Consider the following 26,928-nt stretch of genomic DNA (forward strand, 5'->3'; position numbering starts at 1 on the left):
GGTTAGTTTATACCGCCTTCAGTTTTCGGACTCGCGGCTGGTTGGAAGGGTCTAAAGCTTCTTCACCAGATTCATACTTCTGGCATTTCTCCACAGCATTTTCAATGCTTTCTTTTTGTTTTTTCAAAAGCTTGAGGATCTCTTTTGGTAAAGCTTTCTTTTCCAGTAATTCATTATAAAGTTCCAGGTTTTCCTGATCCTTTTTTCTACATTTTTTCAGAAGCTTTAGAGGTTTGGCTTTTACAAGGGCTTTTCTCTCCTCCCGCCAGTCACGATCAAGATTTCCTTTTTGTACCCAATCTCTTGCAGGTTCTATGCCCGCCTGTACCAGTTGTTCCGAAATTTCGTAGCTAAAGCGATTCCGGTTTACAGTCTCGTGGTTGAAAAATCGCTTCAGCTCCACTTGCTGTACATCTTCACTTGCGTTGTAGTATATACGCTCTGCTTCAAAACTCTCTGTAAGCAGCCAGTTCAACTTCTTAAATTTAGAGTAACGATCTTCCATAGTTGTCAATTTTATATGTTCGAAGATAACTACAGAAACAGATTATGATCTGCCAATCAATTGTTAAATAGCTGATTTTTAATAGAATATTCAGTAAAATTTAAGAATAAAAAATCAGTTGTTAAGAATTTAAAGTCTTAGAAAACAACTAGAAGTTTACAAACATTTTCTCAAGCACATCTCCTACAAAATAGGCTAGAAAAGCAGCTATTCCTCCCAAAAAGAGGGTCTCTAAAATGCCAAAAAAGATGTTCTTTTCGGTGACAATACTTTTTAAACTACCAATTATTGCAAGGGCTACTGCTGTGAGGATGCAGGAAAAGAGAAAGAGCTCTTCGTCAATGGCAGGCCCGCTGCCTGCAAAGAAATATGAAAGTAGTGGGACTGACCCTACTATTACAAAGCTAAAAAAGGTCATGCCTGCAGTTTTGTAAGGAGTTTTATCACTTTTCACCATTTCCAGTTCCTCTTTCATCATGGTGTCTACCCACACCTCTTTATCGGCCGTAATTACTTCAACTACTTGCTCGAGCAGTTCGCCTTTAAAGCCCTTTGCGGCATAAATTTCACGTATTTCCTGTACTTCCTTTTCCCGAAGATTTTCTACTTCCCAGTATTCTATTTGTTTATGGCGCTCAAAAGTGTCTCTTTCGGTCTTTGTTGAAAAGAAATTTCCCACGCTCATAGAAAAGCCATCAGCAATAAGATTGGCCATTCCCAGAATCACCACAACCTGAATTCCCAAATCTGCTCCTTCGGCCCCGGCGACTACGGCAAAGGTGGTAATAGCCCCATCAATACCGCCGTAAACAAATTCGGAAATATAATCTTTGTTGAAAAAGAGCATTTTGTTGCCGGAATGAAGTTGCTTTTCCTGCATGGGAATTAAATCTAGAGATTATTCGGGACCATGAGGTTCTCTCCCGGTTTCCATTTCAATTTCGATCTCTACCTGTACATCTTTTTCAAATCGCTTGCCTTTGATCTCATCATGCCTGTGGAATTCGGGAGCCGGGATTTCAAGCTAAACGTTATATTTTCCCTCCTTCGGAATTTTAAAGAATGCGCCGTAATGCAACAGGAACGGATGCCATAAAAATGAAAAATCTGTTTCTATAATTTCCTTTCCCTGGTCATCAAGTACTTACCGCGGATTTTTAGGCCGGGAATAAAACGTTTATCGTGTTTATCTCGCACCACAATTTCAAGATGCGTGTTAAAGCCTTCTTCGGGCGTATTCCATTTTAATTTTCCGTCTTGCAGCTGGTAGGTGCCTTCGGCTTCTTCTGAAGCAAGGCTAATAATATAATCATCTACCTCTTTTTCGGCATGGTTATCCATTTCCTTCATATAGTCCAGCGCTGCAGAATATGCCTTGCCTGGTCTTCGGCCAGTTTGATCTTCTTCTCGTTGTCTTCAATTTTCATTGGATACTTTTTAGGGTTGTTCCATGAAGTTAAGCACCAGCTGAATTTTTTCCTGCCAATGTCCTGTTAAAAAGGGGTCTCAAAAATGGCATTTTTAAGACCCCTTCTAAAAATTTTTTTCCGAAGAAATAAAGGAATCTACTTACAGTCCTTTTATAATTTTCCTGCGGAAGGATTTAGAAATCTTTCTTTTTTATCTACCTGTATGGGGTAGTGCCTTTAACCTGATGCGGATTTGGTACTTTTCGCCGCAACATGAGCGCTGTAATGGCTGCTGTGATCAAACCAGTTATTGCCGCCCACAACATACTCTGAATAATGTAGTTTTGAGGGTTGAAATAGGCTTCGGCTTCTTCCGGAGTCATTTCTCCTGCTTCCACAGAATATTCGGTGATATGACTGAAGTAGTCGGGCGTGATCACTTCAATTATTAGGAGTTGTACAAAAGGGGAGAGGATCACGATACCAAGGGTTAAAAAAGCTCCCGATTTAAAGCCTTCCTGCCAGTTCATAACCCCGTTATAATAATTTTTCCTTTTATTGTAGAGGGCGAGCAGGTAAATACCAATAGCCACTATGGCAAAAAAGCTGGTGTAAAATGAATGTTCTGCAATGTATTCGTCGTGCAGGCCAAAGAGTTTTTCTCCCAGCATCCAGAGGATCATAGCCACAGAAAAGATGACTGCCCACTTGATTTCAAAAAGGTATTTTCTCATTGTAGTTTAGTTGGTTCTTTAAACTTAATGAAAATGGAACAAATAAAGCAGAATAAAAAGATAAAGCCTGAAAAGCAAAATTGCTTTTCAGGCTTTATCCCTCTGTCTTTCGGGCATCTCCTCTTTTCTAAGGGGAGAAATATGTAATATTAAAGTATTGGCGGACCACTGCCCACTAACTATTCATCAACAAGTACCCAGTCTCCTTTGTCTAATAACGGGATAGCCTGTTTGAACTTCATGCTCTTGTTTTCACCGGTCATTACGTTCTTGATGGTTACCTTATCGTTACGACCAATTTTAGGACGTTCTCGGGTAATGGTTTCGGTTACCTGCGGGCGGCGCTGCTGAGTTTGGCCTGCGGCCCTGCTCTGTGCAGCTCTCTCGTCCATATTAGGGATCTCTTCTTTTGAGGTCTCCACATTTTCTTTCCTTCGGGTCTGTCTCGCTTCGCGGATCTGCTCTGGGTTTGGTGCCGGAAGTTCCCCTTTGAAAAGGAAGGAGATCACATCTTTATTCACCTGGTCAAGCATTACCTTGAACAGCTCAAAAGCTTCGAACTTATAGATCAAAAGCGGATCTTTTTGCTCATGTACCGCCAGCTGAACACTCTGCTTAAGCTCATCCATTTTACGAAGGTGGGTCTTCCACGCATCATCAATAATAGCTAAACTTATGTTCTTTTCGAAATCGGTGATTAACTGCTTTCCTTCAGATTCATAAGCTTTTTCAAGATTTGTTACCACCTGCAGGGTTTTTACCCCGTCAGTAAACGGTACCGCAATCCTTTCAAAGTTGTTGCCTTTATCTTCCCACACCTGCTTTATCACGGGGTAGGCAGCTTCGGCACTGCTCTTCATCTTATTGCGGTAATGCTCATAAGCAGCTTTATAGATCACCTGTGCGATCTTCTGGAAGTCCATTTTGTCAAACTCTTCTTCAGTAATAGGAGAGCTCATGGAGAAATAGCGGATCAATTCGAATTCAAAGTTCTTGAAATCGCTCGCCATTTTGTTTGTTTCGGCAATATTTTCCGAAGTATCATAGATCATATTAGCGATATCCACGCGCAAACGGTCCCCAAAAAGGGCATGGTATCGGCGCTTGTAAACCACCTCGCGTTGCGCGTTCATCACATCATCATATTCTAACAGACGCTTACGTACACCAAAGTTGTTCTCTTCTACCTTCTTCTGGGCGCGCTCAATAGATTTCGAGATCATGGAATGTTGGATCACTTCTCCTTCTTCGAGACCCATTCGGTCCATCAACTTCGCAATTTTCTCTGAACCAAAAAGGCGCATCAAATTATCTTCAAGAGACACGTAGAACTGTGAGCTACCTGGATCTCCCTGGCGACCGGCACGACCTCTAAGCTGCCTGTCTACACGTCTCGAATCGTGGCGCTCTGTACCTACAATTGCAAGACCCCCTGCTTTTTTCACTTCAGGAGAAAGTTTGATATCGGTACCACGACCGGCCATGTTGGTGGCAATGGTCACTACGCCGCTGTTACCGGCTTCGGCAACAATATCGGCCTCTTTTTTATGGAGTTTTGCGTTCAATACGTTGTGAGGAACTTTTCGAAGCGTAAGCATTCTACTAAGTAATTCTGAAATTTCTACGGAAGTTGTACCAATAAGTACAGGTCTCCCGGCCCTTGAAAGTTCGGTCACGTGATCAATTACAGCATTGTATTTTTCACGTTTTGTCTTGTAAACAAGGTCTTCTTTATCCTGCCGGGCAATAGGGCGGTTAGTAGGAATTTCTACTACATCAAGTTTGTAGATCTCCCAGAATTCTCCGGCTTCGGTCACAGCAGTACCGGTCATACCAGAAAGTTTGCTGTACATCCTGAAGTAATTCTGAAGCGTAACCGTAGCAAAAGTTTGCGTTGCATCTTCGATCTTTACACTCTCCTTGGCTTCAATTGCCTGGTGGAGCCCATCGCTGTAACGGCGGCCTTCCATGATACGCCCGGTTTGCTCATCTACGATCTTCACCTTATTGTCCATTACCACATATTCTGTGTCTTTTTCAAACAGGGTGTAAGCTTTAAGGAGTTGGCGCATGGTGTGAATACGCTCGCTTTTCACGCTATAATCACGGAAAAGGTCTTCTTTTTTCTCGGCTTCTTGTTCTTTGGAAAGGCCTTCTTTTTCAATTTTGGCGATCTCCATCCCAATTTCGGGCATTACGAAGAAATCGGGATCATCTTTCCCAGAAAGGAATTCGATCCCTTTATCGGTAAGATCAATCTGGTTGTTTTTCTCTTCGATCACAAAGTACAGTTCGGCGTCAACCTTCGGCATTTCCCGGTTGTTGTCGGCCATGTACTTGTTCTCTGTTTTTTGAAGTAGGGCCTTAACACCTTCTTCACTCAAATATTTAATGAGCGCTTTATTCTTTGGAAGTCCGCGGTACACGCGAAGCAATTTTAACCCACCTTCTTCAGTATCTCCTGCGGCGATAAGTTTTTTAGCTTCAGCAAGAACCCCGGTAAGGTATTTTCGCTGTACTTCAACAATATTGGCAACAGCAGGCTTTAACTGATCAAATTCGTGAATGTCTCCTTTAGGAATTGGTCCTGAAATGATCAATGGGGTTCGGGCATCATCCACCAACACCGAATCCACCTCATCTACAATCGCGTAGTTGTGGGGGCGCTGTACAAGATCATCGGGAGAATGCGACATATTATCACGTAGGTAATCGAAACCAAATTCATTATTTGTTCCGTAGGTGATGTCGGCGTTATAGGCTTTTCTACGTGCTGCCGAATTGGGCCTGTGGTAATCTATACAATCAATTGTAAGCCCGTGAAACTGGAAAAGTGGTGCCATCCAGGCGCTGTCACGCTTGGCCAGGTAATCGTTCACCGTTACCAGGTGAACTCCGTTCCCGGTAAGGGCATTGAGGTACATGGGGAGCGTTGCCACAAGGGTTTTACCTTCCCCGGTTTGCATCTCGGCGATTTTCCCCTGGTGCATGGCAACCCCGCCTATAAGCTGTACATCGTAGTGCACCATATCCCAGGTAATGGGTTTCCCGGCTGCATCCCACGAGTTATTCCATACGGCATAATCGCCATCGAGATTGACATAATCTTTTTCTGCAGAAAGTTCACGATCATAAGCTGATGCTGTGACCTTAAGCTGTGGATTGTCTTTAAATCGTTTGGCAGTTTCCTTTACAGTAGCAAAGGCCTCGGGGAGAATCTCGTTAAGTACACCTTCAGAAATTTCGTAAGACTTTTCTTTTAAGGCGTCTATTTCGGCGTAGATATCTTCTTTGCGGGTAATGTCTTCAGATGCATCTGCTTCAGTATTAAGGTTGGCAATTTGTTCATTCACCTCCTTAAGTGCATCTTTGATCCTTGTTTTGAAAGTAACTGTCTTTTCACGCAGTTCATCCAGGCTAAGAGCTTCAAATTCTTTTTCGAGAGCGAGTATCTTATTGACTATAGGCTGAATTTCCTTAATGTCTTTTTTAGACTTGTCGCCGACAAAAACTTTCAATACGGTATCTAAAAAACTCATATGTTTTTGTGGTATTTAATATTTCAAAGTTAAGCAAAAAAAAAGCCTCAAATCTGAGACTTTTTTCTGCTTTTATTGTGGTATGCTTTTAATATTCATCTTCATTCCAGAGGTAATCCTCATCTGTAGGGTAATCTGGCCAGATTTCCTCTATTGAATCATAGGAATCCCCTTCATCTTCAATCGCCTGTAGGTTTTCGACAACCTCCAGGGGAGCACCCGTCCTGATGGCGTAATCAATTAACTCATCTTTTGTGGCGGGCCATGGTGCATCGCTAAGATAGGATGCTAATTCTAATGTCCAATACATCGGTTAATCGGTTTAAATTTTTGCAAAAATAATTTTTTTGACGAGAAAGTCAAGAAAAAAATCATCTTTTTATCACTAATTTTAAGAACGTGGTATCTACTGTAATTCCTTTAAAAATAGAGGATTTCTGCAGAGAAGCTGGTTGAAATCAATTTTAGGAATTCTTTTGTGGGATCCATTTAACTTCTTTCACCTGTAAGTCATGAGACAACTTTCGTGCCAGCACAAAAAGATAGTCACTTAGGCGGTTAAGATACTGCAGCACCTGCTCCTCAAAAGGTTCAATTTCATAAAGCGCGGTGGCAAGACGCTCGGCCCTGCGGCACACACAGCGGGCTACGTGACAAACTGACACGGTTTGATGGCCCCCTGGAAGTATAAAGTGTGTCATGTGCGGCAACGCTTCATTCATCATGTCAATTTCCTGTTCAAGAAGTTCAATATCTTCCGTAGAGATCTTAGGGATATTAAGGCGTTCTTTGCCATTTTTAAGCACTGCCTTTTCAGGATCGGTGGCAAGAATAGCCCCCAGGGTGAACAAACGGTCCTGTATCTTTATAACGATCTCGCGGCTGTGCTTATCTACCTGCTGGTCGCGCATAAGGCCCAGGTGTGAATTGAGCTCATCTACCGTGCCGTAGCTATCAATGCGAATATGGTGTTTTGGAACCCGGGTACCGCCAAAAAGAGCGGTTGTTCCCTTGTCGCCGGTTTTAGTATAAATCTTCATTTTTATGTTTTTAAGAACTTCCTGTTAGAAAGGGCGCCTAAAGTAAGAAAATAAAGAGGGGTTTTAAAATGGGATTGTAGGAAGTTAAACTTTGGAAGTTATTTTCTGAAGAGGTTCCGAAAATGACATTTTTGAGAAGTCTTTTTCCGGAATCATTTTAGTTTAGCAGTCAGGTGGAAATATTATAAATGAGGCTTTTTATTTCTTCCCTGCTGAAGAATCCTGTACTTTGCCTGTTTTTTGTCTCCTGAATTTCTTCTGAAAGTTTTTGCCTAAAGAACGTCTCCATTCCAGCTCTTTTTTCCTGCGTTTACGGCTTCTTATCCATAATAAAAAGGCGACGCAAACACATAAAAGGGCCAGGTACAAGAATAGTTCGTTATTCCAGAAGTCATTCATGGCGCACAAAGATTTCAGAAGATAATTTAATAAATCATCTGATTATCCTGTACTTATAAAGTGTTAATTCAATACCTGCAGAATTTATTTCTTTCTTTTTCGCTCGTTGTACCGGTTTCTGAAATTCCTGTTCTTTTTAAGCTCCCGGTTCTTTTTTGTGCGATTGCCGTTCCATAAGAAGAAGGCTAGGAAAACCACGATAATGATGATGTAGAGAATCGTGTCGCTATCTAAAAATGACATTTTTGTTGGTTAAGGGTTAGGAGTTCCGAGTTCAGAGGTTTTTTCTTAATGAAGAAGTTACTGCTTAAAATTGTTTTGTCTTAAAAGATTTTTCCTGCCAACTGATCACTGACTACTAAGAACTTTTTTGCGTTCGTCGCTTTCGATCATCCCGTCCCGAAGTCGGATAATGCGATGGGCGTGACGGGCAATATCCTCTTCGTGGGTAACCAGGATTACGGTATTTCCTGAAGCGTGTATGTCATCAAAGAGATTCATGATCTCTACAGAAGTTTTTGAATCGAGGTTCCCTGTAGGCTCATCGGCAAGGATTATTGACGGATTATTTACCAGGGCTCTACCCACAGCAACTCTTTGGCGTTGTCCTCCTGAAAGCTGGTTGGGTTTATGGTCCATCCGGTCGGCAAGGCCAACATCGGCAAGTACTTTTTCGGCGCGCTCTTTTCTCTGACTTTTTGTGGCTCCGGCATAGATCATAGGGAGTGCCACATTTTCTAAAGCCGTGGTGCGGGGAAGCAGGTTAAAGGTTTGAAAGACAAATCCTATTTCTTTATTTCTGATCTCTGCCAGCTCATCATCGCTCATCTGGCTCACATCCTTACCGTTGAGGATATACTGACCCGAAGTTGGAGTGTCAAGACACCCAAGGAGATTCATAAGGGTAGATTTTCCAGATCCTGAAGGACCCATAAAAGCTACATACTCTCCTTTTTCAATATCGAGATCGATACCTTTTAGAACTTTTACAATTTCCTGTCCCAGGTGAAAATCCCTGGTAATTTGCCTGATCTTAATAACGCTGCTCATAAGCTAATGTGAATTCAAAAGTTAGACGCAAGTTAGGAGAGTTTGTTACAATTATCAATAAGCAAAAAGAGGATTTGAAAATTTGAAGATGTGGGGATTTGAAGGTTTATGTGTCATCCCACACCTTTGACTCTCCCTAAAGGAGTGGAACTATTGAAAAATTCTCCCACTTTTTTGAAGAGGACAGGGAGAGGATAAGTGCATAATTAAGCTCCGGAGGAGTGTAATATCTATAGGGTGTTAATTAAGTTGATTTAATAAGCTCCAGCGGAGCGGAATATTCTTAGTAGGTAATGCACAGTGGGAAGTAGTAATTTTGAAATTCCTCAATCAGGAACAGGTAATCTTTTTTGCGCTTCTTTGCCCCGGCTCTAAAAGGAGGACGCGCAAAAAATCTTACCAGAAGAGAAATGTTTAGAAGTAAGAAATTTTATACTAGGAGAAATGACAAAAAAGCTAAGAGCTTTTTAAACAACTGCCTACTAAATACTGCGCACTGCAAACTTATCAGACACGAATCACGAAATGTTCCTTTTCCTGCTCTCTTCTGAAAAACACGAGGCCCCATTGAAAAGTATCTATAGAAACCTTCACTTTTGGATGTGCTTTAATCTCTTCCCAGGCTTCTTCCATACCTTTTGACCAGTGAATGTCGTCAAAAATCATTACAGAATTGTTATGCACCGTTGGGAGTAGTTTTTCAAAATAGGATAGTGTCGCTTCTTTTTGATGGTTGCCGTCTATGTAGAGTAGATCGAAGTTATGAGTTAAGAGTTCAGAGTTGTGAGTTGTGGGTTTTGAGTTGTCAGTTGTCAGTTGGCGGTTTTCAGTTGAGTCGGAATTTGGAATTTGGAATTTGGAATTTCTTTCCTCTCTCCACTTTCCATTTTCAACTAATAATTCTTCAAACTTCCCAACTATCAGCTGAATATTCTCTAATCTGAATTCCTCAAATTTTTCCGAAGCAATTTTAGCTGTTTGGGGGCAACCTTCAATAGTAGTGACCTTTATTTTATTCCCGGCTGCCATTGCCGCTGTGCCCAGCCCAAGGGAAGTTCCAAGCTCCAGGGCTGTTTCTGCCTCTAAATACCTCACCAGCCGATTAAGGAGTCGGGCGCGTTTGGGAGAAATACCTGCCGTTTTTGCCATTTTTGACAGCTTACGGACTTCAGACGTAAAAACTTTACTTCCGGCACCAAAATCTTTTACTTTAACTGCTCTTTTGTCCTTCAGCAAAGACCTTCGGTATTGCTTCAGCAGCACATAAGAAGCGTGTTTTCTTCGGTCATAAAAACAGCGTGTCACCAGCCCATAAACAAAAGGCGAATGCACCCCATGCTGATTTGTGGAGCGGAGGAGAAATTTTATGTAAGCGAGGACAATGAACAATTAGCAATTAACAATTATCAAGAAAAAATATTATGAAGTTTCAATAAATTCCAAATTACAAGCACCAAATTCCAATCTTGCTATACCCTTGAACTTTAAATTTTGAACCTTGAATTAGCCCGCGGCTTTATCTCCCAGTTCAAACCACCTCTCGGTTTTTTGCTCTATTTCAGCATCGATCTTTCCAAGTTCCATGGATGCTTTTGTGATCTCGTCGGGGCTTAGGTCTTCAAGGAATTTTTGCTGCACATCATTCTTTTTCTTCTCCAGGTTATGGATCTCTTTTTCGAGCCTGTTGTATTCCTTTTGCTCGTTGTAGGTGAGGGTGGCCGAGGTGCTGTTCTCTTTTTTCCAGGCTTTTTTCTCTGTTGAAGCTTCGGTCTTTTCGGTAGGTTCAGCTATAGAACTGGCTTCATATTCCCTGTAATCGGTATAGTTTCCGGGGAAATCTTCAATTTCGGTTTTTCCTTTAAATACAAAAAGATGGTCCACGATCTTATCCATAAAATAACGGTCGTGAGAAACAACTACAAGACAACCCGGAAAATCAAGCAGGAAGTCTTCGAGTACGTTCAAGGTCACAATATCGAGATCGTTGGTGGGCTCATCCAGGATAAGAAAGTTTGGATTCTGAATAAGGACGGTACACAGGTAAAGCCTCTTCTTTTCTCCCCCACTTAATTTTTCGACATAATCGTACTGCTTCTTACGGTCAAAAAGGAAACGTTCCAACAGCTGCTGTGCAGAGATTTGTCGACCTTTTTTCAGCGGAATAAAATCCCCGAATTCCCTTATTACATCAATGACCTTCTGGCCTTCCTTTACCTCAATTCCGCGTTGGGTGTAGTAACCAAATTTGATGGTTTCCCCAATGGTGATCTTCCCGGAATCTGGGGCAAGGGTGCCGGTGAGAATGTTTAAAAAAGTGGATTTTCCCGTTCCGTTTTTTCCAATGATTCCCAGCCTGTCACCGGGCTGAAAATTATAACTGAATTTATCTAGCAGTTGGAGATCACCAAAGCTTTTGGAAACATTATGAAACTCCACGATCTTATTCCCCAGGCGCTCCATATTGATCTCCAGTTGCACCTGGTGGTCGTTACGGCGTTTTGATGCACGGTCTTTGATCTCGTGGAAATCGTCAATCCGGGATTTGGATTTGGTAGTACGGGCTTTGGGTTGCCGGCGCATCCAGTCCAGTTCCTTCTTGAAAAGTTGTTTGGCTTTATCGGTATTGGTTTGCTCTAAAGCAATGCGTTCATCTTTTTTGCTTAGATAGTAGGAGTAATTGCCTTTGTAGGTGTAAAGATTCCCGTCTTCAAGCTCTACGATCTCGTTACATACACGTTCCAGGAAGTACCTGTCGTGTGTTACCATAAAAATCGTGAAGTTCTCTTTCCGGAAGAATTCCTCCAGCCACTCGATCATATCAAGATCCAGGTGGTTGGTAGGTTCATCCATGATGATGAGGTCGGGTTTATTCAGGATCATGGAGGCCAGGGCGAGACGTTTCTTTTGTCCGCCGCTAAGACTTCCTACCACAGCGTGAAGATCTTCAAGCTTCAGTTTAAAAAGGATCTGCTTATAGGTAGTTTCAAAATCCCAGGCTTGATGGGCATCCATCTGTTCGAAGGCCTTTTGATAGGCATCGGAATCTTCAGGATTTTCGAGAGCTTTTTCGTAGCGCTCGATGACTTTCAGGATTTCATTATCTGAAGCAAAGATGGTTTGTTCTACTGTAAGCTTCGGATCTAAATTAGGTTCCTGCGGAAGAAAAGCTGTGGTGATATCTTTACGATATACCACATTGCCGGCATCGGGAGTATCGGCGCCCGAAAGAATATTGAGGAGAGAGGTTTTTCCTGTTCCGTTCTTGGCTACAAAGCCCACCTTGTCTCCTTCATTAATTCCGAAGGAAAGATTTGAAAAAAGTTCTCTTTCTCCGTAAGCCTTGGCTACATTTTCTACAGATAAATAATTCACACAGATATTTTTGGCAAAAGTAGGTATTTCAATGATCAATTAACAATTTAGAATTAGCAGAGAGATTTTGGAGATTTGAAGATTTGAGGATGTGGGGATTTGAAGATTAAATGGAGTTCGAACAATCTTACGCCGGTATGCATTTGTGTAAAATCTTACAGCTAACATCAACCTTCTGCCTTTGATTAACAGTATTTAACAAACTAGTGATGCAATTATTTTATTATTAACCTTCAAGACCTATATTTGTCTCAAGCTATTAGTCCCAAATGAGTATCAGGCAATTAATTGTTGTTGTTAGTATTCTGTTTTTTGTTTCTTCCTGTGTGCCCACTAAGCGGTTGATTTACTTGCAGGAAGATGGTAAGGAGGCAGACAGTTTAATTTCTATAGAAAGAATTCAGAAACCCTATAGAATTCAGGTTAATGATCTTTTAAGTATCAGGGTTAAGGCAATAGACCAGGACGTGGTTGGGATGTTTAACCCTATTGGGGAGCAAAATCCTAACGCCACGGGAGAAGAAAGGCTTTATTATGACGGATTCTTAGTGGATGCTCATGGAAATATTCGAGTGCCCACCCTGGGCGAGGTGAATGTGCTGGGTTTCACAGTAGAGGAGGTGAGAGAGAAGATCGAAAAAGCCCTTTTATACAAGTATTTCAAGGAACAGGCAAACATCTTTGTCACGGTTAAGCTGGCGGGAATAAGATATACCACTATTGGAGAGATAGGATCAGGAACCCAGGTGATCTATAAAGAGCAGGTGACGATTATGGAAGCCATAGCCCAGGCCGGAGATATATCTGAGTTCGGAGACAGGACCGATGTGGTGATTGTGCGCCAGTACCCTGGCGGGGAGAAAAGACACCATATTAATCTTACCAGTATTGATGCAATGAAGTCGCCGTACTATTATATTCAGCCTAACGATCTTATTATCGTGAATCCGCTTCCGCAGAAAGCATTGGGGCTGGGTACTACAGGGCTGGAAGCCTTTCGTACTATCACGACTATTTTAGCGTTTGTAACTTCAACAATATTATTAATTACCCGGTGATGTATGGCACATGAAGATGATCATATTAGTGATGTAGGTTCCACATTTGACTTTAAAGGGTTTGTGCTGAAAGTCTTTAGCTACTGGCAATTAATTTTGTTGTCTATAGCTATAAGTCTGGGAGTGGCTTATTACAATAATGTACGTAAACTTCCTGTTTATCAATTAGGGAATTCCATTTCCATAAAAGACGATCAAAACCCTTTTTTTACCAGTAATACCAGCCTCACTTTTAACTGGGGAGGAACCTCAGACAAGGTGAATACGGCCATGACCATTTTGCGGTCAAGATCACATAATGAAGAGGTAGTAGAGCGCTTGCAGTACTATATTGCTTATCAACAGGACGGAGAGTATCAACGTGTGAATGCTTACGGTTTCACTCCTTTTAAAGTAGTGGCCGATACTTCTGCTTACCAGGCCCAGGGAACCACTTTTACCATTCGTTTTAAAGACCCTGAAACCTTTACGCTCAGCACGACTTTTGCCGGAGGGAATGCTTCGGTATATAATTATGATACGAAAGAATATGGCAATGTGGTGGTCGAGGAAGGGGAGTTTAGCCGTGAATACCGGCTTAACGAGCCTATAAATTTGCCATTTTTCAATGGTAAGCTTGTGCCAACGCCACGTGCTCCTGTTGTAGATAAACCATTTTATGTGCAATTCCGGCTTTTTGACGGTACTGTGGGGAGGTTCCGCGGAGTGGCGGTAAGTCCGCAGTCGCAGGGAGCTTCGGTTTTAAATCTTTCCATGACAGGAGATAATAAAGCTGAGATCGTAGATTACCTTAACGGAACTGTTCGGGTATTGAGTCAAAATATGCTGGAGCGCAAGAACCTTTTTGCCACCAAGACCATTCGGTTTATTGACAGTAGTTTAAGTGTTAAGGCTATGGAACTTAAGGTGGTAGAAGATGAATTGAATAGATTTAGAAATACCAATTCTATCCTGGATATTTCTGCGGAAAGCAGTCAGTTAAACTCCAAACTTACAGGGCTTGATGTGAGGAAAGAAGATATTTCACGTCAACTGGCCTATTATGAAACCTTGCAGGATTACCTGCAATCACGAAATGATTATTCTGATGTACCGGCACCATCAGTAGCGGGAATTGCTGAAGGAAGTATTGTTAGCGGAGTAGGGCGAATTGTTTCCCTTGCCGAAGAAAGGCGGAAATACGAATATTCCCTACAGGAAAATTCCCCTGTTTTTCAGGATATAGACCGGCAGATAAATGCAGTAAAAGATGTGCTTCTCGAAAATATGTCTTCTTCTCAAAACTTACTCAGGCAGGAGCTACGCGACATTAATAGAGAAATTGCCCTGGCCGAAGCCGAAATTAGGAAACTACCGCAGGAAGAGCAGGACCTGCTTAAAATCCAGCGAAAGTATTCTATAAGTGAGCGCACTTATAATATGTTCCTGGAAAAGCGCAGTGAAGCCGGACTCGTTAAAGCAGCCAACGTGAGTGATGTTATGGTTATTGATACCGCCAAAGATACCGGTGGCGGCCAGATTGGACCAAATACGCAACTTAACTATGTGATGGCGTTAATGGTGGGTGGAATGATTCCGCTGACTTTTGTTTTCCTGTTAGTTTTTCTAAATACCAACGTGCACAACGCACAGGAAGTCACCCGTTTATCACCCATTCCCATTCTGGGCATGATTGGGAAAAGTAGGATGGACACAAATCTTGCGGTATTCAATAAACCCAAATCGGCTATTGCTGAAGGTTTTCGGGGGTTGAGGTCCAGTCTGCAGTTTATGTACAAAAAGCAGGGGGTGAGCGGCTCTAAAACGGTGATGATCACTTCTTCGGTTTCGGGGGAAGGGAAAACTTTTTGTGCCATGAACCTCGCCACTGTTTTTGCTTTGAGTGAAAAGAAGACCCTGTTGTTGGGTGCCGATCTACGTAAACCTAAGATCTTTGATGATTTTAAGATCAATAACGATGTGGGAGTGGTGAATTATCTTATAGGGCAGGAGTCGCTGGAGGCAATCATACAGCCAAGTATGGTGCCGCATTTGGATGTGATCACGGCAGGGCCAATTCCGCCAAACCCTTCAGAATTACTTATGAACGAGCAGATGGAAACCCTTATGAGTGAACTGCGGGAGCGTTATGATTATATTGTTATGGATACCCCGCCGGTGGGTGTGGTTGCCGATGCGCTCAACCTTATAAAATATGCTGATGCCACTCTATACCTCATTCGCCAGGATTACACCAAACGCGGAATGCTGGAGGTGATCAATGAGAAGTATAACAAAGGTGAAGTAAAGAATATTTCATTCGTTCTTAACCACTTTGTTCACCGGGCCAAGTATGGTTATGGCTATGGTTACGGCTATGGCTACGGTTACGGCTATGGGTATGGCCAGTATGGTAAAGGATATGGACAGCAGGAGACAAGGTCTGGCAAGCTAAAGAAGAAGTGGAGGGAGATAATGCGGAATTTTGAGTAATTTTTCGCATAGCTCAAATTAGTGGAGAGAGGAAAGAGGAAAGTCTGGAATAAAGAAGGTATTCTCGCGTAGCTCGTATTGGGTGAGAGTGGAATGAGGGGCTGTGTAACTTCGAATAGAAAGTCGGAGACGGAACTTTGGAGCTACTACTGAATTTTGAGCACAAGAAAATTTGTTTGTTGTTTTTGGTTTTTTGTTTGTTGTAATACTGAGAAACAATGGGAAAAGTGGAGCGATTTGAGGATCTGGAAGTTTGGAAGCTGGCTCGTGTAATTTGTCAGAAGGTAGAAACTTTATTTCAGGAAACGGGTTTAGGGAAAAACTATTCGCTCAGAAATCAAATGGAACGTAGTTCAGGTTCTATAATGGACAATATTGCTGAAGGTTTCGGAAGAGGAGGTAATCAGGAATTTATAAACTTTCTAAGTTATTCGAAAGGATCTGCTACCGAATTAAAATCTCAACTTTATAGAGCTTTGGATAAAAAGCTTATATCAACAGAAGAGTTTAAAATATTGGCAGCCGATTGTACTCAGGTCGATAATCGTATTGGTGCATTCATGGCTTACCTCCGGAAATCGGATATGCGAGGTATTAAGTTCAAGAAGACTTAACCACAAACCATAGACTACAAACAATAAACAACAGCTTATTCCGTAAATAATTGAATTACAAAACACTTTAAAGAAAAGAGCTATTAATAACGAACCCCGACAAAAAACCGCCCTAATAACCGGCATCACAGGCCAGGATGGTGCTTATTTGGCCGAATTCCTCCTGGAGAAAGGATATGTGGTGCATGGGATCAAAAGGAGGTCTAGCCTTTTTAATACAGAAAGGGTAGATCACCTGTATCAGGATCCGCACGAGAAGGATATCAGGTTTAAGCTGCATTACGGAGATCTGAGTGATTCTATGAATCTCACGAGGATTATTCAGGAAGTGCAGCCCGATGAAATTTATAACTTAGGGGCTATGTCTCATGTGAAAGTGAGTTTTGACACTCCTGAATATACCGCCAATGTAGACGGACTTGGTACGCTGCGTATCCTAGAAGCGGTGAGGCTGTTGGGTCTTTCAGATAAAACTAAAATCTATCAGGCTTCGACTTCAGAGTTGTACGGACTGGTACAGCAGGTGCCGCAAAACGAAAGCACTCCTTTTTATCCGCGGAGCCCTTATGGAGTTGCGAAATTGTATGCCTACTGGATAACGATTAATTATCGGGAGGCTTATAAGATATTTGCCTGTAATGGAATTCTATTCAATCATGAATCTCCGCTAAGGGGAGAAACTTTTGTTACCCGTAAAATAACTCGTGCCGTTGCCCGTATTGCCTTGGGAATGCAGGAGAAATTCTTTTTGGGAAATCTTGATGCCGAAAGAGATTGGGGGCACGCAAAAGATTATGTGGAAGCTATGTGGCTCATGCTGCAACAGGAACAGCCGGATGATTATGTGATCGCCACTGGAAAAACCACTTCAGTAAGAGAACTGGTGCGTATGGCTTTTGCCTGTGTTGGAATTACTGTGGATTTTTCGGGTACAGGAATCCATGAAATTGCAAAAGTGATAAAGTGCGAAAATCCCAATTTCCAGGTAGCAGCGGGAGCTACGGTACTTCAGGTAGATTCTAAATACCACCGTCCCACAGAAGTGGATCAGCTTATTGGAGACGCTTCAAAGTGTAAAGAAAAACTGGGATGGAAGCCAAAATATGATCTACAGGACCTTGTAAAGGAAATGATGGAAGCCGATGTGAACCTCTTCCGTAAAGAAAAATATTTAAGAGAAGGAGGGCACAAGACACTTGATTATAATGGAGAGTAGTCGGTAGTCTATGGACGTTAGACGGTAGATTTTAGAAATGGAGAAAGATTCAAAAATATATGTAGCCGGGCATACCGGAATGGTTGGGTCGGCATTACTGCGAAAGCTGGAACAGGAGGGTTTCAAAAATGTCATTTTTCGCACCTCTTCCCAACTCGGCCTCATAAACCAGGAAGCGGTAAAAAATTTCTTTATAGAGGAGAAACCTGATTATGTCTTTCTGGCAGCGGCAAAAGTAGGGGGTATTATGGCCAATAATACTTACAGAGCTGATTTTTTGTATGAAAACCTGATGATCCAAAACAATGTGATTCATGAAAGCTATTTAAGTGGTGTCAAAAAACTGCTTTTTCTGGCTTCTTCCTGTATTTATCCTAAAATGTCACCCCAGCCCATAAAAGAAAACTATCTGCTGACAGGGAAACTGGAAGAAACTAATGAACCTTATGCCATTGCAAAAATTGCCGGGCTAAAAATGTGCGAGAATTACAATCGGCAGTACGGTTGTGATTTTATTTCAGTAATGCCTACAAATCTATATGGTCCCAATGATAACTATGATCCTGAGACTTCACATGTGCTTCCGGCTTTACTTCGAAAGTTTCATGAGGCAAAGGTAGAAGATAAAGCTTCAGTAGAAGTATGGGGAAGCGGGGAGCCGAAAAGGGAATTTTTACATGTTGATGATCTGGCTGCTGCCTGCCTGCACCTCATGAATACTTACAGTGGAAATGTTAGCGTAAACATTGGGACAGGAGAAGATTTATCTATTAAAGAACTTGCAGAAATGATAAAAGGCATTTCAGGTTACTCGGGAGCGATTTCCTGGGACAGATCTAAACCCGATGGTACGCCCCGAAAGTTATTAGATGTAAGCCTGATTCACGACCTTGGCTGGAGGCATAAAATTGGTCTGGAAGAAGGTCTTGCAAAAGTTTATGAGGAGGAATTTTTGGTGTAGTGGAAAGAGGCAACCCACTAATGACTACCCACAATCGACAATCGACTATAGACTACCGGCTACAGACAACTCCTATCAGCCTCAAATAAAATAATTCTCCATCTTATCCGTTAGATAAATGCAAATTTATTGGGGTATAAAAAAAATTCCTTTTTATTTGTAAACAAATTGACGCATATTCCAAATCTTATGAAAAAATATCTTTTAGGCCTGTTTTTTATCTTGACCACAGTTTCAATTTGCTTTTCTCAAGAATTGAGTTATGGCCTAAAAGCCGGAGTTAATCATCCTATGGGTGGTGAGATTGTAGGGTTACAAAACAGTTATGCTTTCCAGAAGAATACTTCTGAGGCTGAGGGGAATCTTGGCTTTCATGGAGGTATCTTTTTACAGGTTGATTTTGGTAAGTTTTTTGTCCGGCCCGAGGTAGTTTATACTTCATTAGATACAGAATTCACTTTTATAGAAGAAACTTCAATCTATTCTGTTCAAAAATTTGATATACCTTTATTAGTAGGTTATAATATCTGGGGCCCCATTGATATTTATGCCGGACCTGTGTATTCGAATATACTAGATGCTACTTTGGAGGGGGAAGAATTCCTGAACCCAATTGTTGTTCAAGACACACCAATAAATGCTCAGGCTGGCGTGAAGGTTGAATTTGGAAGGTTTGGATTGGATCTACGATATGAAAGATCTTTGTCTTCGGCTGAGCTTCAGCGTTTAGATTTTGGTGAAGGTTATAATGAAATCAATGAAGCAGAATTCACAGATTCCAGGCTAAATCAAATAATTGTGGGAGTGATCTTCAAAATTGGAGGTCCAGGATTAAACGAAAGACGACGAAGGGCTTGTTACTAAAAAGAATTTGTTGACTTTTCTTAAAGTTATTTAGTTTCATTTCTATTCGGCACCTTTTTCTTTAGTCTATTAGTTATAGGAGTAATGCTGTGTTCACCCATTGCCACAAATGGAAACTACTCGTGTTATCTCCTGCGAGGTATTTTTTCCATTCTTTCTGAATTTCTTCGTGATCAAACCATTCTGTTGCTGAAGTATTTTTAAGGTGAAGCAATTGCTCTTCCACAAATGCTTTAAGTTCCTGACTTAACCATTCCCGCTGGGGAGTTTGGAGAGGACGTTTTGGAGCATAAGAGATAGTAGAGGGAACTAGCGGTTTCAGGATCTCGCGGAGCATATATTTTCCAACTCCATTCTTAATTTTATAACCCTCTGGTTGTGCAAAAGCGAGTTCGACGAGGCGATAATCAAGAAAAGGCTCCCGAAGTTCAGTGCTATAGGTCATGGAAACCCTGTCATTGAATCGCAGCGCTCGTGGGAGTTTGGTATAAAAAAGATCCCGAAACTGCAGATTCTGCAGTCTGTTGTCGAACGGTTCTGGATAGCTTGTCTTTTGTGACAGAGCGGAAAATTCGGGATTTAGCACATGTGTCCGGAAAGGAGAATTTTGCCCGGTGCCCTGGATGATTGCTCCGGAGGTTTGATAGTAGTCATATCCTGCCCATTGCTCATCCATTCCCTGCCCGTCAAGTAAAACTTTTATACCGTCGGCATGAGCCTGTTCAAAAATCTTAGAATAAGCCATGGTAGGAATGCCTCCAAAAGGTTCATCCTGTTGCTGGCTCATTTTTCTTGCATTCGTTTGAACTTCGGAAGCCGAAAAAAGTACTTTTTGAAGCGGGTTTTGCGTCGTAGCGATCATTTGTTCTACCCAAGGTAATTCATCATAACGTTCATCTCCCGTGTAAAAAGAATATGCACTTACCTGCTGTTTATCTTCAAACATATTCACCAGTGCAAGGAGGAGGGAACTATCCACTCCGCCGCTAATGGTAAATGCTACAGGTACATCGGCACGGAAACGTAATTTAATACTGTCTTTTAGTAGTTCGAGATATTCAGCTTTTGCCTGTTCAATTGAGTTTACAGATCTTGTATTTTGGACTCTTGAAACAAAATTATACCACTTTTCAAGCTTTAGCCGACCTTCAGAATATTCCAGCAAATATCCACCCGGTAATTGTTTGATGTTACTGTAAAAAGTCTCTTCCGGCATACCGTAGGAGCCATAGCTAAAATAATTTGCCCAGACCTTCAGGTTTGGTGGGGTGTCAAAAATGACATTTTTGAGCGTCTTTATTTCACTGCTGAAGTAGAGGTTTTTGTCAGCTTCAGAATAATAAAAAGGTTTCACTCCAAACCTATCCCGTGCAGCAAAAAGCTTTTTTTCCCGGCAATCCCAGATGGCAAAGGAAAACATCCCGTTAAATCTATTTAAGCATTCTTTTCCCCAGTGGATGAAAGCTGCCAGCAGTACTTCAGTATCCGACGAGGTTTTAAAATTGTAGTACGGTTTTAATTCCTCTTTCAGCTCTTTATAATTGTAAATTTCCCCGTTAAAACTCAAATAATATCTACCGGAATTATCAGTAAAAGGTTCATTGGCATCGGGGGAAAGATCAATAATGGAAAGCCGGTTGTGGCCTATGGCTGCAAAACCGGGATCGAAGTATGTGCCGGTGTGATCAGGGCCACGGTGATGTTGTGCCTGCAGCATTTTTTGAAGTTCTGCTTCAGAAGGGTTTGGGCCAATAATTCCTGCAATTCCGCACATTTTTTATGGTATAATGGATATTGAATATTGTATAATTTTTTCAAAGCTATGAAAAGCACCAATATACAAGCACCAAATTACAATTTAGTGTTGTATTTGGTGTAACAACAAGAAATATACAGCACCGTGTTTGGTTTTGCCCCTCATCCTAAAGGGAGCACAAAAAAGGGTACAGAAAATTCAGAACAATAAACTAAAAACAACTAACCAATAGTAAATGCTAAACAGTCTACGGAAAAATCTGATAATTGTTTATTGTTCCCTGATCATTGTCAAAAGCTTCCCGGCTTTCTCCCAATCCGCAGGCGTATCAATATTCACATGCGGATCTCCGGTAGTGTCAATGAAACCTATTTTATTTCCGTAAAGGGAATTTTGTTTCTGAAGAACCTCTGTTTTTGTTATATAAATTGCACCATCGCGATGATAGACCTTAGGAAGGTCCTGCCTTCGGGAAATTATCTCTTTCTCTCCGGTAGCAATTGCTAATTGTCCATTGTTTTGTTCAAAGATCCAGTGCGGATTGAATTTTGCAGGCACTTCCCGAACAGAGATCAGGGAATCGAATTTGCCTTTAGAAAATTGCTCTATGGCTGCATCTATCAATCCATTTCTACGAAAGGGAGAAGTCACCTGCAGCAGACAAACTGCATCAAAATTTTGCCCTTTTTGAGCAAAGTAATTCAGCGCATGCTTTACCACATTCAGGGTTGGAGTATCGTCTGCCGCAAGTGCTGTAGGTCGTCGAAAAGGAACTTCGAGGCCTATTTCTTCAGCAACTGCAATGATCTTAGGATCATCTGAACTTAAAATAACCTTAGACAGCAATTCTGAATTCTTTGCTGATTCAAGAGCGTACTGCAGCAAAGGTTTTCCTCCCAGAGATTTAATATTCTTTCCGGGTATTCCTTTACTGCCGCCGCGGGCGGGGATGAGTCCAAGGATTTTCATTTTTCGGTTAGCGGTTATCGGTTATCAGTTTGTCAGGTCGGGTTATTGATTTATGAAGTCGTAAAATTAACCGGTAACTCAGTATCTGACAGCCTGAAACAGAAGATCATGTTTTCCAGTTCTTTTCGACATAAAGCATAAAAGAAAATATTTTCCCTCCTAAAAGATCATATTTCTTTATTAGTTCAAGGGTTCCCTCAAGTTTATATAATTCATTGATCATTTCCAGTTGGGAAATGCATTCCAACAATGACGCATGAGCATAGGTGAGAAATTTTAGAAAATCCTGTTTGTATACTTTTCGACCATATCCCTCAACAATAGCATCCTTAATACTTTTTGAGGATCTTCTTACTTGACTTCCCTGTTCATATAATTCAAACTTCGGCAACTTTAAGGAAAGCTTATGGACTTCAATAGCATATTCAAAAGCTAAATTGTAAATATCAAGATCCTTGTGGCTTTTCATGCTTCATCATTTTCTGGATTTCACCAATTTAAAAAAATTCAACCGACAACAGAGAACCGACAACTGACAACTCTAATAAGTAATCGTCTTCGAATACGTCAATTCGACCGTAGCAAGGATCTCCGCTATTTTTTCTCCCGCATTCCCACCTCCATAAAGTTTTGAAGAAGGGTAATGTTCTCTTACAAGAGCATTTTCCGTTGCCTTCAGGATTTGCTCCCTATTGTAATCTACATCTGTAACATTTTGTGCCCGGCTCCTCCTGTGTTGACGGTTTCCAATATTTACAACAGGTACTCCAAGATAGGCACATTCACGTAATCCTGCACTGGAATTTCCTACTAAAGCTTTTGCATTTTTTAGAAGTTTAAGGAAGTCTATAGGGTTCATATTCTTGAAAAAGTGAATATTTCCTGGTTTTTCCAGTTCACGGAAAGATCGGATCCCGTTTGATGTGCCGTCTGATCCTGCATCTACATTAGGCCAGAACCAGAAAGTGGGATAATCAAGATCTTTAATGGCGTGTAGTGTTTCCAGCACATGCTTTTTAGCTTGTTTATACTCTGTGGTTACAGGGTGCTGCAACACCACAATATAGCCCTCCTGCCAGTTAAATTCCATCCCGACTCCGCCATATTTTGCAATAGGATCAAAATTAAGGCTGGGATTTTCACTAACCATTTTCGCAAGATCAATCGAAGGGCATCCTGTATTAATTACTTTCTCAGGTTCTTCTCCTAGTTTTATTACACGTTCCCGTGCGTCCTTGGTGCAGACGAGGTGTAGATCGGCGAGTTTTGTGTTTGCATGCCTCACTTTTTCATCAATACTGCCCGTAACTTCCCCGCCCTGGATGTGTACCAGGGGAATATTCTGATAGGAGGCAGCAATAGAAGTAGCTATGGTTTCAAAACGATCTGCAATGGTGATGACGGCGTCTGGTTGTAAATTGTAGAATACATTAGTAAGCTCCATTACTCCCAAACCGGTCGTTTTTGCCATAGTCGTAGGGTTTTCTCCCTCCAGCACCATAAAAACTTTTGCAGCGATGGTAAAGTCATCTTTTTCAATAAAATCCACAGCATTTCCATAACGGTCCAGTAAAGCCGAACCTGCAATCACCAGTTGTAATTCCAGGTCGGGATGGTTTTTAATAGCGGTGAGGGCTGTTTTTATTCTGCTATAGGATGGGCGGGCGGTGACTACGACACAGATCTTTCTTTTAGGCATTCCGGTTGTCAGTTGTGGGTTGTGAGTTCTCAGGCTAAAGTAATAAAAATGTTGTTCAGGAAGGTAATTAGGATTGAAGCGAAGTAACCTGCCGCAGGTTAGTCACGAACATAACTGTAGTATTGTAGTTTCGCAGGAAAAGGTTAACCGTTTTTGGTTTTACCCCTCATCCTAAAGGGAGCCCAAAAACGGAATCAGGAACTTACACTACCGACTCCCGACCACCGTCTAAAGACTTTTCCAGAAACAACAAACTACTCAAGGTCCTCCTCCTGTAAGAACTCCCACTGCACCAAATTTCTGCTCAAATTTTTCCCGATCACCTCCCTAAAATTTGAAGCGTCGATTCCAAAACCTTTTGGCTTTTTAGACTCCAGGTCTTCAAAAGTGAGGATATGTCCTTCTGGAAGATCTTTGTTTACAGCAAGGGATTTTTCGAAGATGTTTTTTACATTTTTAAAAGCCGTATTGTCCGATTTATCCACCGGGTGCTGTTGTGCCAGAGAAATATTTTTAACTGCGGAAACTAACTGCCCGATTTCCTCTATTTCCAAGGAAGAGCTTGCATCGGGACCAAACATTTTCCGGTTGAACACAGCATGAAACTCCAGAATCTCAGCTCCCAATGCGGCGGCGGCGATGCAGGTTTCTATCTTTGCGGAATGATCTGAATATCCTACTTTGACCCCATATCTCTCCTTTAACTGCTGAATCACATTAAATCCGTAATTTTCGGGATGGGTAGGGTAGGAGGTAGTGCACTGGAGAATTGAAAAATTTGTATTCAGTTCTTTTAGAAAAGTAACTGTTTGATCTAATTCAGAAAAAGAACTCATTCCCGAGGACAGGATTACCGGCTTTCCAGTTCTGGCTACTTTTTCTAGCAACAGCAGATTGTTCACCTCGCCCGACCCAATCTTGTATCTTTTTACATCAAGTTCCTCCAGCAAATCTACTGCTGCATTGCTGAAAGGGGATGCCATAAACTCTAAACCCACCTCCTCGCAATGAACTTTAAGTTCCTGCCATTGATCCGGGGAGAATTCCATACGTTTCCAATAGTCAAACCGATTTTTGTCCTGAGTGGAAAATTTTATCCTAAAAGGCTCATGAACGCTGCTTTCTGCTTCTGCGATATGCACCTGAAACTTCACGGCATCCACACCGGCTTTGGCCAGGGCATCTATATACGAATGGGCAATCCCCAAACTGCCCTCATGAGCCTGGGCAATTTCTGCTATGATGAACATGTTTTTTTCAGTTGTCGGTTGCCAGTTGCCAGTTGCCAGTTGCCAGTTGCCAGTTGCCAGTTGCCAGTTGCCAGTTGCCAGTTGCCGAATTGTTTAAAGGCTAAAGTAGTAAAAATGTTGTTGGTTCCCGTCATAACGAAGGAGCTTGTTAAAGCGACTGAAGCAATCCGTTTGTCAGATAGTCACGATCATAATTGGAGTTAACTACTGATAGACTCATGGATTCGTCCTGCGGACTCTCTGGCAATGACCCATTTGGATGGAAAGATTCGTGAGGCTGACTTAGTTTTATATATATTTGAACCCAAACAAAACAAGCATTGAGTAAGCCCCTAAACTTCAAAAACTACAAAAAGATCCCTCTTTTCTACTGGAGTGAGCGGCGGTTTATCTTCAGGGAGAAAGAGAATTACGGCGATTTGCTTTCAAAATACCTGGTAGAGAAGATCAGCGGGAAGGAGACGCGCTTTGTTCATCCTAAGAAACAGGCCTGGTACAAAACCAAAAAAGCTAATTTGCTGGCGATAGGTAGTATAATTCATCACGCATCCAAAGACAGTGTAGTTTGGGGTAGCGGAATCATAGATCATGAACAGGAGCTTAAAAAAGCCGATTTTAGAGCCGTGCGTGGGCCCAGAACCAGGGAGTATCTTTTAAAATTGGGCTATGAATGCACTGAAGTATATGGGGATCCCGCCATCCTGCTACCAGATCATTATAATCCGAAGGTGGAAAAGAGATATAAGCTTGGCATAGTGCCACATTATCATGATTATGCAAAGGCACTGGAAATCTTTGGGGGCATGGAGAAAGTAAAGGTTTTAGATTTACTTACGATGGATGTGGAGGCGACTACCAAAGAGATCCTTGAATGTGATCGTATTCTTTCCACCTCATTACACGGTTTAATAGTAGCGCATGCTTATGGTATCCCCGCTGTATGGATAAAAATGTCCAGTAAGATCTTTGGGAACGATATTAAATATACCGATTACCTGGAATCGGTGGGACTGGAAACTTATAAAGGGGAATTTATAGAAGAGGGCTTTTCCGAAGAAAAAATTTTAGAGATGTTTGAGAAATATCCTACGCTGGTTTCCGAGGGAAAGCTTAACGAACTAAAAACCGGATTACTGGAAGTGATACCATTTTGATGAGTACAGAAAATCAGAACAAAAATAAGGAGCACTATGATCGCCTGTATAATGATGGGCAGGTGAGTAATATTCTGCACTGGGTCAACAATCTGGATACCTTCCTCAATTCTGTGACTACTACCGAGATCAGTTGGTTTGCCATATATAAAGATAATTTCAGGGATAGATTAGCGGGAAAGAAAGTGCTGGAAATGGGATGTGGGGATTGTACGAATGCCGCAGTGATGGCTGCTCTTGGTGCTGAGGTGTATGCTAATGATATTGCCGATTCCAGTGGAAGGATTATAGAACGGCTAAATGAGAATTATGAATTTAAACATCCCATAAAATTTATTTCCGGAGATTTCATTAAGAATAACCTGGAGGGGAACCAGTTTGATTTCGTGATTGGCAAAGCTTTTCTTCATCACCTGGAAATTCCACTGGAAGAAAGATTTCTAAAAGAAACTGCCCGACTTTTAATCCCAGATGGGGAAGCTCGTTTTTTCGAGCCTGCCGTAAATTTGCAATTTCTGGATGTACTACGCTGGCATGTACCGGTAGGAAATCGGCCCTCAAAATTTCAGAAAGAGAAATTCAGGGAGTGGAAAAATAATGACCCGCATCCCGATCGCAGTTTCAGCAGTAAACATTTCGAAATAGCAGGTAGGAAATTTTTTAAGGAGGTGGAAATTCATCCTTTAGTTACACTGGAACGTTTTAGCCGGTTGTACAAATGGGGTGAAAAGAAAAACAGGTTTAAACAATGGGCATTGAAAGCAGAACAGAAGCTACCTTACGTTTTAAACCGTAGTCTTACAAGGAGCCAATTGATTATCTACAGGAAACCTCAGTTGTAGTCGTGTAGCGAAGCCATCTGTTGCA

At 41.7% G+C, this 26,928-nt stretch carries 24 protein-coding genes; 8 read left to right on the forward strand and 16 right to left on the reverse strand.

Translation table 11 applies throughout. The features are described from left to right. Positions 1-7: 7 nt before the first annotated feature. The 11 genes from V5739_RS12560 to V5739_RS12610 form a co-directional block, all read right to left on the reverse strand. Positions 8-505 (reverse strand): DUF2383 domain-containing protein, encoded by a 498-nt coding sequence (locus V5739_RS12560; RefSeq protein WP_423818431.1) that lies wholly within the window; start codon positions 503-505, stop codon positions 8-10. A 148-nt stretch (positions 506-653) separates the two neighbouring features. Beyond that, positions 654-1,385, reverse strand: a complete 732-nt coding sequence (locus tag V5739_RS12565; protein WP_423818432.1) for a VIT1/CCC1 transporter family protein — start codon at positions 1,383-1,385, stop codon at positions 654-656. 233 nt (positions 1,386-1,618) lie between these two features. Further along, on the reverse strand, positions 1,619-1,855 hold the full coding sequence (locus V5739_RS12570; protein WP_423818433.1) for a hypothetical protein: 237 nt from the start codon (positions 1,853-1,855) through the stop codon (positions 1,619-1,621). A gap of 274 nt (positions 1,856-2,129) precedes the next feature. After that, positions 2,130-2,648, reverse strand: coding sequence for a DUF4199 domain-containing protein (locus tag V5739_RS12575; protein WP_423818434.1), 519 nt, complete (start codon positions 2,646-2,648; stop codon positions 2,130-2,132). 179 nt (positions 2,649-2,827) lie between these two features. Next, positions 2,828-6,187 (reverse strand): preprotein translocase subunit SecA, encoded by a 3,360-nt coding sequence (secA, locus tag V5739_RS12580; RefSeq protein ID WP_345597944.1) that lies wholly within the window; start codon positions 6,185-6,187, stop codon positions 2,828-2,830. Between the two features lie 88 nt (positions 6,188-6,275). Beyond that, on the reverse strand, positions 6,276-6,497 hold the full coding sequence (locus V5739_RS12585; RefSeq protein WP_008272287.1) for a DUF2795 domain-containing protein: 222 nt from the start codon (positions 6,495-6,497) through the stop codon (positions 6,276-6,278). Positions 6,498-6,651: 154 nt separating this feature from the next. Further along, complete coding sequence (locus tag V5739_RS12590; RefSeq protein WP_423818435.1) at positions 6,652-7,227, reverse strand: cob(I)yrinic acid a,c-diamide adenosyltransferase; 576 nt, start codon at positions 7,225-7,227, stop codon at positions 6,652-6,654. Between the two features lie 483 nt (positions 7,228-7,710). Continuing rightward, the gene (locus V5739_RS12595) at positions 7,711-7,869 is read right to left on the reverse strand and encodes a hypothetical protein (protein ID WP_345597948.1); all 159 of its coding nucleotides are present in this window, start codon (positions 7,867-7,869) and stop codon (positions 7,711-7,713) included. 105 nt (positions 7,870-7,974) lie between these two features. Further along, positions 7,975-8,676 (reverse strand): ABC transporter ATP-binding protein, encoded by a 702-nt coding sequence (locus tag V5739_RS12600; RefSeq protein WP_423818436.1) that lies wholly within the window; start codon positions 8,674-8,676, stop codon positions 7,975-7,977. A gap of 507 nt (positions 8,677-9,183) precedes the next feature. Beyond that, positions 9,184-10,008, reverse strand: a complete 825-nt coding sequence (locus V5739_RS12605) for an O-methyltransferase (RefSeq protein WP_423818437.1) — start codon at positions 10,006-10,008, stop codon at positions 9,184-9,186. 171 nt (positions 10,009-10,179) lie between these two features. Then, on the reverse strand, positions 10,180-12,048 hold the full coding sequence (locus V5739_RS12610) for an ABC-F family ATP-binding cassette domain-containing protein (RefSeq protein ID WP_423818438.1): 1,869 nt from the start codon (positions 12,046-12,048) through the stop codon (positions 10,180-10,182). 269 nt (positions 12,049-12,317) lie between these two features. Between V5739_RS12610 and V5739_RS12615 the strand changes: the two genes are divergently transcribed. The 6 genes from V5739_RS12615 (at position 12,318) to V5739_RS12640 (ending at position 19,233) form a co-directional block, all read left to right on the forward strand. Then, complete coding sequence (locus tag V5739_RS12615) at positions 12,318-13,106, forward strand: polysaccharide biosynthesis/export family protein (protein ID WP_423818439.1); 789 nt, start codon at positions 12,318-12,320, stop codon at positions 13,104-13,106. Between the two features lie 3 nt (positions 13,107-13,109). Beyond that, complete coding sequence (locus tag V5739_RS12620) at positions 13,110-15,578, forward strand: polysaccharide biosynthesis tyrosine autokinase (protein ID WP_423818440.1); 2,469 nt, start codon at positions 13,110-13,112, stop codon at positions 15,576-15,578. A gap of 218 nt (positions 15,579-15,796) precedes the next feature. After that, a complete protein-coding gene (locus V5739_RS12625) occupies positions 15,797-16,192 on the forward strand; it encodes a four helix bundle protein (RefSeq protein ID WP_423818441.1) in 396 nt (131 codons plus the stop codon). A gap of 82 nt (positions 16,193-16,274) precedes the next feature. Then, positions 16,275-17,408, forward strand: a complete 1,134-nt coding sequence (gene gmd, locus V5739_RS12630; protein WP_423820476.1) for a GDP-mannose 4,6-dehydratase — start codon at positions 16,275-16,277, stop codon at positions 17,406-17,408. A gap of 37 nt (positions 17,409-17,445) precedes the next feature. Beyond that, positions 17,446-18,369: a GDP-L-fucose synthase family protein gene (locus V5739_RS12635; protein ID WP_423818442.1), complete on the forward strand. Its 924-nt coding sequence runs from the start codon at positions 17,446-17,448 to the stop codon at positions 18,367-18,369. A 189-nt stretch (positions 18,370-18,558) separates the two neighbouring features. Beyond that, complete coding sequence (locus V5739_RS12640; protein WP_423818443.1) at positions 18,559-19,233, forward strand: outer membrane beta-barrel protein; 675 nt, start codon at positions 18,559-18,561, stop codon at positions 19,231-19,233. Between the two features lie 73 nt (positions 19,234-19,306). Here the strand turns inward: V5739_RS12640 and asnB are convergent, their stop codons facing one another. The 5 genes from asnB to V5739_RS12665 form a co-directional block, all read right to left on the reverse strand. Next, complete coding sequence (gene asnB, locus V5739_RS12645) at positions 19,307-21,007, reverse strand: asparagine synthase (glutamine-hydrolyzing) (protein ID WP_423818445.1); 1,701 nt, start codon at positions 21,005-21,007, stop codon at positions 19,307-19,309. Between the two features lie 252 nt (positions 21,008-21,259). Then, positions 21,260-21,958 (reverse strand): cytidylyltransferase domain-containing protein, encoded by a 699-nt coding sequence (locus V5739_RS12650; RefSeq protein WP_423818446.1) that lies wholly within the window; start codon positions 21,956-21,958, stop codon positions 21,260-21,262. A gap of 106 nt (positions 21,959-22,064) precedes the next feature. Further along, positions 22,065-22,427 (reverse strand): four helix bundle protein, encoded by a 363-nt coding sequence (locus tag V5739_RS12655; protein WP_266068691.1) that lies wholly within the window; start codon positions 22,425-22,427, stop codon positions 22,065-22,067. Between the two features lie 72 nt (positions 22,428-22,499). Then, a complete protein-coding gene (gene neuC / locus V5739_RS12660) occupies positions 22,500-23,657 on the reverse strand; it encodes a UDP-N-acetylglucosamine 2-epimerase (RefSeq protein WP_423818447.1) in 1,158 nt (385 codons plus the stop codon). Positions 23,658-23,911: 254 nt separating this feature from the next. Further along, entirely contained in the window at positions 23,912-24,907 is a 996-nt protein-coding gene (locus V5739_RS12665) for an N-acetylneuraminate synthase family protein (RefSeq protein ID WP_423818448.1), read from the reverse strand. A 320-nt stretch (positions 24,908-25,227) separates the two neighbouring features. Between V5739_RS12665 and V5739_RS12670 the strand changes: the two genes are divergently transcribed. Next, entirely contained in the window at positions 25,228-26,061 is an 834-nt protein-coding gene (locus V5739_RS12670) for a polysaccharide pyruvyl transferase family protein (protein ID WP_423818449.1), read from the forward strand. Next, positions 26,061-26,903, forward strand: coding sequence for a class I SAM-dependent methyltransferase (locus tag V5739_RS12675; RefSeq protein WP_423818450.1), 843 nt, complete (start codon positions 26,061-26,063; stop codon positions 26,901-26,903). The genes V5739_RS12670 and V5739_RS12675 overlap by 1 nt, the downstream gene beginning before the upstream one ends. The last annotated feature ends 25 nt before the right edge of the window (positions 26,904-26,928 follow it).

The organism is Salinimicrobium sp. TIG7-5_MAKvit, from assembly GCF_049569215.1.
GTDB classification, from domain to species: domain Bacteria; phylum Bacteroidota; class Bacteroidia; order Flavobacteriales; family Flavobacteriaceae; genus Salinimicrobium; species Salinimicrobium profundisediminis.